Here is a 12821-nt window from a genome sequence, read left to right as displayed (position 1 = left end):
AATAATTGCTAAAATTTTTTAACAAATTAAACCAATAAAAATACGGCGGGTCTGATACTTCATTAACCTCATAAATAAAAAATCATGAAAGCAAAATTCTTATTAGTTGCCGCCCTTGTTTTAGGTCTTGCAGTTGCAAATGCACAAAATCCAACTCCTTCAGCGGATTCTAAACACAAGAAAGAGCACGCAGAAAAAGCAAAGAAAGATTCAACAGCAAAAGCAGAGAAAAAAGCTGCTAAGTCAGAAAAAAAAGCCGAGAAAAAACCAGCCACTAAGTAGTTTTTCAGTGTAGATTAACTTCATTTCGGTGCCAGGCAAATCTGGAAACAGATGAATATTTAAGCGGTCGCCCGGCGGCGAAATGACGTTATATCAAACAACATTGAATAGAGTATAAGTGTATTAATCGGACAATTCAGAGCGTTCCAACTTTTAACAGGAGCGCTTTTTTATTCAAAGGGCACGCACGTAAGTCGGACGTCGCTAACACTATGACCAGAAGTACAAAAGCCACCTCATTGGGTGGCTTTGTATTTTATAATTCGAGAACTTAAATCAGACGTACATTTCCTCTCTCAGTTGCTTTACTCTTGCGTCTTCCAGGTATTCATCAAAGGTCATCAGTCTGTCAATAATTCCTTTAGGTGTTATTTCAATAATGCGGTTGGCAACTGTCTGCATAAACGTATGGTCATGCGAAGTTAACAACACAATACCGGGGAAAGTCTGACAACCATCGTTGAACGCCTGGATGCTCTCCAGGTCAAGGTGGTTGGTAGGTTGGTCAAGAACAATCAGGTTCGGGCTTTGCAGCATCATGCGGCTGATCATACATCTTACTTTTTCACCACCGCTTAAAACGTTTGTTTTCTTTGCAATATCATCACCGCTGAAAAGCATTTTGCCCAGGAAACCGCGAAGGAAGGGTTCATCAGCATCAGTTACGGTTGGAGGAACGAATTGTCTTAACCACTCCAGTAATGTTAGCCCTTCTTTAAAGAACTCACTGTTTTCTACAGGCAGATATGCTTTTGTAATGGTTGTTCCCCATTCAAACTTGCCTCCATCAGCCTGTGCATTATTATTAATGATTTCGAAAAAACTTGTAACAGCGAGCGGGTTTTTACTTAACAGAGCAATCTTTTCATTTTTATTGATGCTGAAAGTCACTTTGTCAAACAACTTGCGGCCGTCAACAGATTTGCTTAGATTTTCAACGTTAAGGATCTGGTTACCCACTTCGCGTTGCGGTTGGAAAATAATACCCGGATAACGACGGTTACTTGGTTCAATCTCTTCAACAGTAAGTTTCTCAAGCGCTTTTTTACGGGATGTAGCCTGCTTACTTTTTGAAGCGTTCGCGCTAAAGCGGGCGATGAAGTCAAGCAAAGCCTGGCGTTTTTCTTCCACTTTTTTGTTCTTGTCAGTGATCTGGCGCGCCATCAACTGAGAACTTTCGTACCAGAAGGTGTAGTTACCTGTGAATACCTTGATCTTAGCTCTGTCAACATCAGCCACATGCGTACAAACCGCATCCAAAAAGTGACGGTCGTGGCTCACTACCAACACGATATTTTCGTAATCTGCAAGAAAGTTTTCCAACCAGCCGATTGTTTCAATATCAAGACCGTTGGTAGGCTCATCCAGCAGAAGAATGTCCGGGTTTCCAAATAGAGCCTGTGCCAGCAATACACGCACTTTCATGTTAGACGGAATGTCCTTCATCAGGCTGTAGTGCATATCATCTTTTATGCCTAATTCGCTTAATAAAGTACCGGCGTTACTTTCTGCTTCATAGCCACCCATTTCACCAAACTCACCTTCCAACTCACCTGCGCGCATACCATCTTCTTCTGTAAAGTCCTCCTTAGCATAAAGTTTTTCACGTTCATGCATCACATCCCACAAATGCTTGTGGCCAACCAAAACAGTGTTTAAAACGGTGTATTCGTCAAACTCAAACTGGTTTTGTTTCAATACCGCCAGGCGCTCGCCGGGAGTAATTTCCACATTTCCCTTATTTGGCTCAATTTCACCACTCAATATTTTAAGAAAGGTAGATTTACCTGCTCCATTGGCACCAATTACGCCATAGCAGTTTCCCTTTGTAAAATTGATATTTACCTCATCAAATAAAACGCGCTTACCGTATGCAAGCGTGACATTTTTTGCACTGATCATTCCTGGGCTTATTTATTGACTTATTCTTGAAATTATGATTGAGGGCGCAAAAGTAAGGATTATGCGGGGAATGGGTAATTATTAGATGAATATCGTTTAGTTAAGATGTTACTAGCCGGCTTTTGAAGCCGAGCATGCCAACAAATTGATATTGAAATGGTTAAGATTGATTATTCGTTAGGATTGTTATTTATTGCCTGATTTTGTAATGAGCCAGATAACTACGCCTACTACCACCACAACGATTAGAATACCGGTCCACATACCCGCCTTAAATATACCTGCTATTGCAGAACATCCTCCTACCAGGATCACACACATTATTAATAAAAAATGATATAATGGTTTCATATACAGATTATTTTATGTATTGAGGCGTCTTAAGACTGCCTCTATTAAGTAATTAATAAAAGATTGTGCCACTTTTTGAGCGCGGGAACGCTTGCTTTTATGTTGATTTTATTTTTAATTGTGTCTTAATTAGCACTTACCCATTAATTCAGAATATGTACACTGTTCATTTGTTGATAAAAGGAAAGGTTCAGGGTGTCTTTTACCGTGCGTCCGCCAAAGACGTTGCCGACAAGCTTGGATTGACCGGCTGGATAAAAAATGCTGGCGAGAATGTAGAAGCCGTTGTTTGCGGAAACAAAGATGATGTGCTTGATTTTGTCAATTGGTGCCGCAAAGGACCGGCAAGAGCAAGAGTTGAAGATGTTGTTGTTACTGAAAGACCGGAGGAGCAGTTTGATGGTTTTGAGATAACGCGGGGGTAAAACGAAGGTCTGCAAAAACTCCTGTCAAATAAACAAGTTGTCTACGGTTTAATTATTTATGGAACAGATTAAGACTGATTTTAATTTGTCTACATTCGCATCATGTTTTATAGACGAAAGATCATACTAGCATTGTTGCAAATATGCGATGGCAGATTACATAAAATTTCACTGCAAAAACTACTTTTTCTGATTTCGGAAAGACAAACATCTGCATCTTACGATTTTGTTCCTTATTTATATGGCTGCTATTCCTTTTCAGCAAATGCAGACCTTTCTGCAATGGTAAAGCGTGGTTACCTGGAAGAAGATAAAAACCACTTTACTAAAAAGTGCGCAGTTGATTATTTCGCAACACTTAAAGAAGATGATAAGAAGATATTAACAGAAGTAAAAGGTTCCTTTGAGAATTTATCTGTTGATGAGTTGATGAAGTTCACCTACTTAAATTATGGCTATTATGCTATCAACAGCATTAAAACAAAAGAAATATTAACAGAGACTGACTATAAAACTGTCAAGCAAAGAAAACCTTATAGCGAGAAAACGATATTGTACACAATAGGGTACGAGGGAGTTTCATTGGAGACATATCTAAACAAATTGATTAAAAACGACGTGAAAATGCTTGTGGACGTAAGGAATAATCCAATCAGCATGAAATTTGGATTTTCAAAAAGTCAGCTCGCAAAATTTGTTGCCAGTTTAGGTATCGAATATGTCCACCTTCCTGAAGTAGGCATACAATCTGATCAACGACGTACATTGAAAACGCAGGAAGATTATGATCAACTCTTCCAAATTTATAAACAACACAACTTGAAAGAGACGGTCGGCGTTCAGGAACATATATTAAAATTATTGCAAAAGAAAAAGCGAATTGCATTAACTTGCTTCGAGGCAGATATTTGCCAATGCCACAGAAAACATTTAGCTGAATCAATTACTAAACTTTCTATGTGGCGATATGAGATAGAACATTTATAACTATGGCCCTTAAAAAAGTTTTAATTGCGGTTAAAACTTACCCAACCCTTTCAACAAAATACGATGAACTTGTGTGTACTGCAGGTTTTCTTGAAGATGGTACCTGGATAAGAATTTACCCGATCCCTTTTCGCAAGCTCGAGTATGAGCAACAATACCGTAAATATGACTGGATAGAAGTGGATGTTGAAAAGAACATAGCTGATTTTCGCTCCGAAAGCCATAAACTCAAATCTCCGGGATTTAAGATCATTGGGCATGTTGAAACAGGTGACTGTTGGCGGTTAAGGAAAGAAATAGTTCTTAAAAATGTTTACAGTGATATGAGCGTTTTAATCAAACACGCCAAAGACCGCACAAAATATACTTCTCTTGCGGTTTTAAAGCCCAGAGCTATTTTAGATTTTAAAAGTGAACCGGTAGAGCGACAATGGGATATGCTTAAACTTGATCAGTTAAAAGCAAAGGCCAGCCAGTTAAATCTTTTTCAGGATTCAGAAAATCCATTTGAAGTGGTCCGGAAGCTACCGTACAAATTCTCTTATAAGTTCATAAGCGATGACAACATCGAAAGAATCATGATGATTGAAGACTGGGAAATAGGGGCACTTTTCTGGCGTTGTGTCAAAAAGCATGAAGGCGACGAAACGAAAGCCTGTGAAGATATTCGTAGCAAGTATTTCGGTGATTTTGCTAAAACGAAAGATCTTTATTTATTTCTTGGAACAACAAGAGAATTTCATTTGATGGCACCTAACCCGTTCATCATTATAGGAACTTTTCATCCTGGTAAACAGAACCAAATGACTCTATTCTAATATACTTAATACCCATACTTCTCTTTCCACAAACCCCGTAAAAACTTACGTTGCTCTTCTTCGCGTGCATTTTTGCCGGGTTCATAAAAAGCTGTTCCACTTAGTTTGTCAGGCAGGTATTCCTGTTCTGCAAAATTTCCTTCAAAAGAATGACTGTACTTATAGCCTTTACCATAATTGAGATCTTTCATCAATCCGGTTGGTGCATTGCGAATGTGGAGAGGAACAGGCAAGTCGCCGTATTGTTTCACCGCCGCGAGTGCGCTGCCAATTGCTTCATAAGAGGCGTTACTCTTAACGGATGACGCCAGATAAACGGCGCATTGGGAGAGGATGATCCGAGCTTCAGGATATCCAATTTTATTCACCGCATCAAAAGTCGCATTTGCCAGCAACAGTGCATTTGGATTGGCATTGCCGATATCTTCACTTGAAAAAATGACCATGCGCCGGGCAATAAATTTTACATCCTCGCCACCTTCAATCATTCGCGCCAGCCAGTATACCGCTCCATTGGGGTCACTGCCACGCATGCTTTTTATAAAGGCAGAAATAATATCATAGTGCTGCTCTCCCTGCTTATCATAAAGCGCCACTTTTTTCTGCGCAACATTCATCACAAGCTCGTCTGTGATCTCAATTGCTCCTGTTTCATTTTTCTTATTTGAAGGAGCTGATGTCACAACAAGTTCAAAAAGGTTCAACAGTTTCCTTGCATCGCCGCCGGATATATTGATCAGGGCCGCGGTGTCTTTCAATTCAATATGATGCTGTTGAATCTGAGAGTCTTTGGCCATTGCCAGGTGCAACAGGCGTACAAGGCCAGATTCATCAAGTGCTTTTAAAACATATACCTGGCATCTGCTTAACAATGCCGAGTTTACTTCAAATGACGGATTTTCGGTGGTGGCGCCAATCAATGTGATAGTGCCTTTTTCAACAGCGCCGAGTAATGCATCTTGCTGGCTCTTATTAAACCGGTGAATTTCATCAATGAACAGGATGGCATTCTGTTGGAGCTTAGCCGTTTCAATCACTTCCCTTACTTCTTTCACGCCACTGCTGATCGCACTGAGCTGGTAGTAAGGAACATTCAAGGTATGTGCGATAATATTGGCAATGGTGGTTTTACCCGTGCCCGGCGGTCCCCACAGGATCATCGACGGAATGTGTCCACTTTCTATAGCTGTTCTTAAAATACTTCCCTTGCCCGCAAGGTGCTCCTGGCCCACCAAATCTTCTAAACTTCCGGGGCGCATTCTTTCAGCCAATGGTTGCATAAAAAAAGTTTTATGGAATTTGACGGCAACTTACTCAAATATTTAGCAAGAAAATCAGGTGACGTTATAAAATGATCGGGATTAGATTGCCGCGGATACCGTTGAAGGCTATCAAAAGAAACTTTCAATAACTTAATGACACAATTGCCAAAGCGAAACTGGTTCCGGATTAACAATGTTTTGCTTTTGTTTAAAGAACGGAATCATTAGTCTTATAAATATTAAGACCCTTATGAAATATACAGTAATCCTGGTGTTGATCTTTGCAGGATGCAAAGGATTCGGCAAAGACGCTAAACCAGTACATGCTTTTTCTGCCAATGACTCTTTAAGAAATGAGTTTCCTGCAAATAAGCTGGATAGTTTGATCAAATTAGCAATCGTATTTAATCATGGCAATGGATTGAATGAGGAGATTGTATTTTTTGCAGATCTTTCCATGCACAGCGGTTTGCCGAGATTTGCTGTTGTAGACCTTAAGCAAAAGAAAATTTTGAAACGCGGACTTGTGGCGCACGGTTGCGGTGCTTCCTTGTATGCCATCAATGCCAGTTTTTCAAATAAACCCAACAGCAACTGCAGCAGTTTGGGTAAATATAAAATTGGCGGCAAATACAAAGGACAATTCGGCAGTGCCTACAAATTGCATGGATTAGATAAAACCAACAGTAACGCGTATCAACGTGCGGTTGTATTGCATGCGTATGGTTGCGTCCCCGATGTCGCTTCTTATCCCGTGTATACGTGCAATAGCAAAGGTTGCGCGATGGTGTCTTATAAATTCCTCGCAGCACTGTCCGCATACATTGACGGAAGTGAGAAGCCGCTGTTGTTATGGATAGTAAACTAGCTCTGTGGTTCCTGAAAATGGCTGCGATATCTTCTCAGCAGATCATAGGTCCATAAAATGTGGGCAACAAGGATCAAGAAGAAAATAACCATGCCCCAAACCAGTTGCTTAACAGCTTTTTCCAGCATTTTAGGATCAATTTTGGCTGTGGGGTCAACCTGGTTGTTAAACTGTGCCACAAGGTCGTGCGGCATTGATGGGTTAAGTAAGTATGCTGCACAGGATAAAATTGACAGCGTTGCGAAAACGAGGCAGACTATTGAATTAACCCGTATCCAATCTCGATGCTTAAAAGTTGTTGGTTCTTTTCTTACAATTACTCTCACAAAGAATTTATTCACAAACCATGCGTAAAGAACAACACACAACATCAACGCTGAATACAACAATAACGCTGGGTTGCGGAATGCAAAAGAGATCATTCCAAAAAGCATAAATGCCATCATAAACGCTCCAATGTTCACAAAAAAGCCCAAAAACCGGTATATAAACAATCCTTTCATGTATCACCAATTAAAATGAAATTTATAGTGCGCAAGATAAATGATTAGAAATCTTCTTTCCAGCAAATTCTGATACAGGATCAGGTTGGAAATATAAATTTCCGGTCCCGCACCTTCAGCTTGTATTGAAATCTGCTTTTCCATAACGGTTGAGCGAGATGCTGTTCCCACTTTTTTAGCTCATTTTCAAGCTCTTTTACTTTTTCGGGCTGCATATTACTCAGGTCTTCGCGCTCATAGGGATCCTTTGAAAGATCATAAAGAAAGATTATTTTTTCCTTCTCATTAACATAGAGTTTAAGATCATCTTTTCTGATCGCTTTGGAATAGCCATTGCGCCAGTACAAAGTTGGATGAGGCCTGTTTTTGTTTGCTCCGTTTAAATAAGGAATGAGATCAACTCCGTCAATGCTGGCCGCGTTAGGCAGGGAGCCATTCGCAGCTGACACGCAGGTAGGTAAAATATCGAGAAGGCTTACAGGGTAATCATAAATGCCACCTCCGTTGATTTTAGCCGGATAACTAATAATAAGCGGTACTTTAAGTCCTCCATCAAAGTGTGACATCTTGCCTCCTTTGAGCGGTTCATTATCTGTGGCCAGGGTATATGTTGCTCCACCGTTATCGCTCGCAAAGATGATCAGCGTGTTTTTAGCGATACCTGTTTCTTCGAGCGTTTTCAGCACTTTTCCAATTGCCTCGTCCAATGCCGTGATCATTGCGTAGTATACTCTTTTGGTTTCATCTTCAACATTGGAAAATCTGCTCACTATTTCTTTTGGGGCCTGAAAAGGCGTATGTGGTGCATTGAAAGCCAGGTAAAGAAAAAATGTGCTATCCTTTTGCCGGCGGATGTAGTTGGTTGCTTCATCTGCAAACGCGAATGTCAGGTATCTTTTTTCCGTTACAACGCTGTCATTTCTTCTGATCTCACTATTACCTTCCCTATACCATACTGCCGGATCAAGAATGTCGTCTAGTTTTTTGTTGTAGATGGAAGTATCTTTTTTGTCCGCGTATAATCCGGCTGCAGAATAGAATCCATAGAAATAATCAAAACCTTTTGCTGATGGAATTTGATAGTTGGAATGACCGAGATTCCATTTGCCGATGACAGCAGTGTGATATCTTTCTTTTTTTAACAGTGATGCAATGCTGATTTCCTGTTCAGGTAAACCATTGGGAGGACCGTTTGTATTTTTGTTGAAATCTACATGATCGCCCTCCCGCATAGCCCGTTGGACAAATGCGGCTTTTTGCCAGATCGTATATTTTCCGATCGGATCATCTCTCTCCTGGAACTCAAATCCAAATCTCTGTTGGTAACGACCAGTCATTAATCCTGCACGTGAAGGGCTGCAAATTGGCGATGAGCAATAGCCGTTTGTGAAGCGGACTCCCTCACTGGCCAGTTGATCGATATTGGGTGTGGGAATGTCTTTATTGCCGTATGTTGAAAGATCGTTATGGCCCAGGTCATCGGCAAGGATCAGGATGATATTGGGTTTGTCTTTTGCTTCCGTCTTTTGACAGCATGCTGTTGATGCCAGCAGCAGGCAGATAAAAATGCATTTGCAGTAGATAATATATTGCCGGAAGGTTAGCATGCTGTAGCAATAACATATCTGTTAATAAATTGTTTTCGGAGTTAAATTTCGGAAGATTATGGGAAATGGGAGGGGTGCTGCGATAGAAATGGGATTTTTCAAGATCGCTACAAGCGATAGAGTAAGGCTGCTAAGCCTCCAGGCTTAGCAGAGGGGCATAAAATCATTGCAGAGCGAAAAGGCACAAAAAAAGGAGCGATTTTAAACCGCTCCCTTTTGCTATTTTGTAGTCATACACTCGCTACGGGTTGTTGACTTTTTAATTTTGACTTTTTACCTGGTTCTTCACGTCCAGCTTTATCTGCAGCTCATCCAATTGTTTATCATCAATTGAACTTGGTGCATCCAGCATTACATCGCGACCGCTGTTGTTTTTGGGGAAGGCGATGAAGTCACGGATGCTTTCGCTGCCACCGAGGATAGCGCAAAGCCTGTCGAAGCCAAATGCAAGACCACCATGAGGTGGTGCACCATATTCAAATGCGCCCAACAGGAAGCCAAATTTGTGCAATGCTTCTTCCTCACTCATGCCGAGCGCAGAGAACATTTTCTCCTGTAACTCTCTTTGGTAAATACGGATAGAGCCACCGCCAATTTCGTTACCATTCAACACCATGTCATACGCATTAGCCTTGATGCCTGCATAAGGATGTTCCAGGTATTTTTCAGCATTGGTAATCACGGGATCATTGTTGATCATTGTGCCGATATCTGATGGCTTGGGCGATGTAAACGGATGGTGACGGGCAACCCAGCGGTTTTCGTCTTCCGCATATTCAAACAACGGGAAATCAAGTACCCAAAGTAACTTGAACTCATCTTTCTTTCTTAGACCAAGTCTTTCACCCATTTCCAAACGAAGTTCACTGGTTGCTTTCCTTGTGCGTTCTTCAGCACCGGCTAAAATTAATACCAGGTCGCCTTTTTGAGCGTTGGCAGCATCGGCGATCGCTTTTAATCTTTCTTCACTGTAAAATTTATCTACGCTGCTTTTGTAAGTTCCATCTGCATTGCATTTGATGAACACCAAACCTTTCATGCCAATCTGCGGACGTTTCACCCACTCAGTCAGTTCATCTGTTTGTTTGCGTGTGTATTCGCTACAACCGGGAACAGCAATAGCCAATACAGTTTCAGCATCATCAAATACCTTGAAATCGGCGCCATTTATAAGGCTCGCCAGATCCTGTTTATTGGTATAAACTGAAGAAGGTTTTTTCAGGTTGGCGATCTTCATTCCGTAACGGATGTCGGGTTTGTCATTGCCATAGTTCCACATCGCATCTTCCCATGTCATGCGTTCCACAACATCTGTATAATCAATATTCTTTACATCCTTGAAAATTTGCTTAACCAACCCTTCAAACATGTTCAGGATATCTTCCTGCTCAACAAAGCTCATTTCACAGTCTATCTGTGTAAATTCCGGTTGCCTGTCTGCACGAAGATCTTCATCTCTGAAACATTTTACAATTTGGTAATAGCGGTCGTAACCACTTACCATTAATAATTGCTTGAATGTTTGCGGCGATTGAGGTAATGCATAAAACTGACCTCCGTTCATACGGCTTGGAACAACAAAGTCCCTTGCCCCTTCGGGGGTAGATTTAATGAGAAACGGCGTTTCAATATCCATAAAACCATTCTCATGCAGGTAGTTCCTGGTAGAGCGGTTTACTGCATAACGCAGTTCCATATTTCTTTTTACGGCATTGCGACGAAGATCAAGGTAGCGGTATTTCATTCTAAGATCATCGCCACCATCTGTTTCATCCGTAATGGTAAATGGCGGAACTGCTGATTTATTTAAAATGGTAAAACCGGTTACATTCAGCTCAATATCACCGGTTGGAATGTTCTTGTTCTTATTGCTACGCTCAGCAACGGTGCCTTTTACCTGCAACACGAATTCGCGACCAAGCGGGTTTTCGTCAAGCTGGGGATTGAGTTCTTCACTAAAAAGCAATTGCGTAATGCCATAGCGGTCACGAAGATCCACAAATGTTATAGCGCCAAATTTTCTAACTGTCTGAACCCATCCTGCCAGGGTCACTTCTTTGTTTACATCGGTTATTCGTAGCTCGCCGCAAGTATTCGAACGATACATTCTATGATTATTTTGATCTTGAAATGATGAATAATGTCTGGTATCTGATTTGAAGATCTTTGATTTCAGCATTATTTGACTTTAAGCTTTGGGCTTTAGGCTCTAAGCTTTAAAGTGGCGGCAAAGATAGGTTTAAACAAAAAAAGTTCGCGGCTTACCTTCCCGGTTCTTTATATTTTTTTGAAGCGTCATCAATTACCAATACCCAGTCATTTTCAACGCCTTGTATAGGTGGGGTAAAGGAAATATTGTTGGTTCGTTTTAACGTATTAATTTTTTGTGTACTACCATCTTTCGGGTTAAACCACCAGGCAACAACCTCTTTGGCCGTCATAAATGTGGTATTTATGGAAAAACGTTTACCGGCAGGGAGGTAAATCATTGCATAACTATTGTCCCCACCGCGAAATGCTTCCATGTGTTCGCCTTTGAGTCCTTTGTCCCCTACGATAATAGTTGAATCGGGTATGCGGTTAAGCATCGGCCTTGACTCGATCAGTTTTCGCAAAAATCCAACCTGGAAAGCACCGGGCCTGTTGATGGCGTTTCGCCAGCCCCTGTCAGCAAAATTGATGATCTCATCTCTTTCATTCACAAATTGCCAAACGGAATGATGTCCATAGGTAACACCGCAGGCACCGGCAAACACGGAGCGATACGTTTGTTTACGAACATCATAAGCCCGGAAATAACCATTGTCAACGTTCCATTTCGGCCAGGGATCTACCGGGTGGTCCTCGTAATTGGGCTCGGCATCCAATGTTGGTTTAGTGGGGGAGTACCTTCTGTCACGGGTTACCAATTCCCAGCAGTGCGTATCGTGGCCATTCCCATGTCCTGATTGAAACATGTTTACGTCAAGCCAGGGTTCGTTATGAATGAATTGCGAAGTTGAAAAATCTCCTCCGGAAGGATGATAAGTGATCAGGCATTGATGGTTGGTTGCTTCAATAATTCCGCGGGCCATTTGTCGCCATACTGGCCGCCAGTCCATTGAGTCGCGAACAGCGGGCCTGTCACCACCCAGGATCCAGATAATATTCGTGTTGTTTTTATAACGGTTACCGATCCATTTGCCATACGCATATGCATTTATGCTGTCAAACACAACCGGACCTTCGCCCCACATCTTTGTAACTTTATCACCCCATGTTGGCAATAGTCCTATGAAAAGATCGCGTTCTGCTGCAAGCATAACTGCGCTGTCGATCAATTTAAAATAAGAATCATTTGGTTGCGTTGGGTCATCATTTATCAATGGCAATTCTCCATACCTGTTTGGTTTATGCACGCCATCGAATTCAGCAAGCGCGACAGCTTGTATAACGGTAAATCCTTTGGATGCACGGTTGTCGAGGTATGATTTGATTTCGGGCAATGTTAACCGGTGAAACAGTTCCCATCCTGTATCACCCAGCCAGAAAAAGGGCGTTCCATCCTGATGCTGCAAGTAGTGGCCATCAGCAGTAACTTTTATGCGGCCATGTGGATTGTTTTGGGCAAAATTGTAAATAGAAACAAGCATTGTGATAGCTAGCAAAGCCAATCGTTTCATAACAGTTTTGATTTGGATAAGGAAGATAAGCCATATCTTAAAAATGTTGCAATGATTTTGCAAGCCTTCATCATATGCTGCCCGAAATATTTTTTGTTGCCTCGCAATATTAACTACATTAGGTGAAAATTTTTTTGAGCCTTCTTTATCGCCC

The 12821-nt window shown here is 41.3% G+C and carries 12 protein-coding genes; 5 read left to right on the top strand and 7 right to left on the bottom strand.

Annotated features, from left to right (window positions below; translation table 11 throughout):
- Positions 1–84: 84 nt before the first annotated feature.
- The gene (locus QTN47_RS27155; RefSeq protein WP_369332609.1) at positions 85–282 is read left to right on the top strand and encodes a hypothetical protein; all 198 of its coding nucleotides are present in this window, start codon (positions 85–87) and stop codon (positions 280–282) included.
- A gap of 276 nt (positions 283–558) precedes the next feature.
- Here QTN47_RS27155 and QTN47_RS27150 read toward each other — a convergent pair whose 3' ends face one another.
- Together QTN47_RS27150 and QTN47_RS27145 are read right to left on the bottom strand one after the other, a co-directional pair.
- Positions 559–2184, bottom strand: coding sequence for an ABC-F family ATP-binding cassette domain-containing protein (locus QTN47_RS27150; protein ID WP_369332608.1), 1626 nt, complete (start codon positions 2182–2184; stop codon positions 559–561).
- Positions 2185–2370: 186 nt separating this feature from the next.
- Positions 2371–2535: a phosphatidate cytidylyltransferase gene (locus QTN47_RS27145; protein WP_369332607.1), complete on the bottom strand. Its 165-nt coding sequence runs from the start codon at positions 2533–2535 to the stop codon at positions 2371–2373.
- A 155-nt stretch (positions 2536–2690) separates the two neighbouring features.
- Between QTN47_RS27145 and QTN47_RS27140 the strand changes: the two genes are divergently transcribed.
- The 3 genes from QTN47_RS27140 to QTN47_RS27130 all read left to right on the top strand — a co-directional run bounded on the left by QTN47_RS27140 (position 2691) and on the right by QTN47_RS27130 (position 4765).
- Positions 2691–2960 (top strand): acylphosphatase, encoded by a 270-nt coding sequence (locus QTN47_RS27140; protein ID WP_369332606.1) that lies wholly within the window; start codon positions 2691–2693, stop codon positions 2958–2960.
- Positions 2961–3062: 102 nt separating this feature from the next.
- Positions 3063–3947 (top strand): DUF488 domain-containing protein, encoded by an 885-nt coding sequence (locus QTN47_RS27135; RefSeq protein WP_369332605.1) that lies wholly within the window; start codon positions 3063–3065, stop codon positions 3945–3947.
- 2 nt (positions 3948–3949) lie between these two features.
- A complete protein-coding gene (locus QTN47_RS27130; RefSeq protein ID WP_369332604.1) occupies positions 3950–4765 on the top strand; it encodes a DUF8758 domain-containing protein in 816 nt (271 codons plus the stop codon).
- A gap of 5 nt (positions 4766–4770) precedes the next feature.
- Here QTN47_RS27130 and QTN47_RS27125 read toward each other — a convergent pair whose 3' ends face one another.
- The gene (locus tag QTN47_RS27125; protein WP_369332603.1) at positions 4771–6045 is read right to left on the bottom strand and encodes a replication-associated recombination protein A; all 1275 of its coding nucleotides are present in this window, start codon (positions 6043–6045) and stop codon (positions 4771–4773) included.
- Positions 6046–6277: 232 nt separating this feature from the next.
- Between QTN47_RS27125 and QTN47_RS27120 the strand changes: the two genes are divergently transcribed.
- Positions 6278–6895, top strand: coding sequence for a murein L,D-transpeptidase catalytic domain-containing protein (locus QTN47_RS27120; protein WP_369332602.1), 618 nt, complete (start codon positions 6278–6280; stop codon positions 6893–6895).
- Here the strand turns inward: QTN47_RS27120 and QTN47_RS27115 are convergent.
- The 4 genes from QTN47_RS27115 to QTN47_RS27100 form a co-directional block, all read right to left on the bottom strand.
- Positions 6892–7398, bottom strand: a complete 507-nt coding sequence (locus QTN47_RS27115; protein WP_369332601.1) for a hypothetical protein — start codon at positions 7396–7398, stop codon at positions 6892–6894. The two genes, QTN47_RS27120 and QTN47_RS27115, sit on opposite strands and share 4 nt — an antisense overlap.
- An 80-nt stretch (positions 7399–7478) precedes the next feature.
- Entirely contained in the window at positions 7479–9005 is a 1527-nt protein-coding gene (locus QTN47_RS27110) for a sulfatase-like hydrolase/transferase (protein WP_369332600.1), read from the bottom strand.
- Positions 9006–9264: 259 nt separating this feature from the next.
- The gene (aspS, locus tag QTN47_RS27105; RefSeq protein WP_369332599.1) at positions 9265–11112 is read right to left on the bottom strand and encodes an aspartate--tRNA ligase; all 1848 of its coding nucleotides are present in this window, start codon (positions 11110–11112) and stop codon (positions 9265–9267) included.
- Between the two features lie 154 nt (positions 11113–11266).
- A complete protein-coding gene (locus tag QTN47_RS27100) occupies positions 11267–12667 on the bottom strand; it encodes a glycoside hydrolase family 140 protein (RefSeq protein ID WP_369332598.1) in 1401 nt (466 codons plus the stop codon).
- Between the last annotated feature and the right edge of the window lie 154 nt (positions 12668–12821).

The organism is Danxiaibacter flavus (assembly GCF_041060425.1).
In the GTDB taxonomy this organism is placed as follows: Bacteria; Bacteroidota; Bacteroidia; order Chitinophagales; family Chitinophagaceae; genus Danxiaibacter; species Danxiaibacter flavus.
Note: the sequence above shows the minus strand (reverse complement) of the source record. Positions and strands in the feature narration are given on the sequence as shown.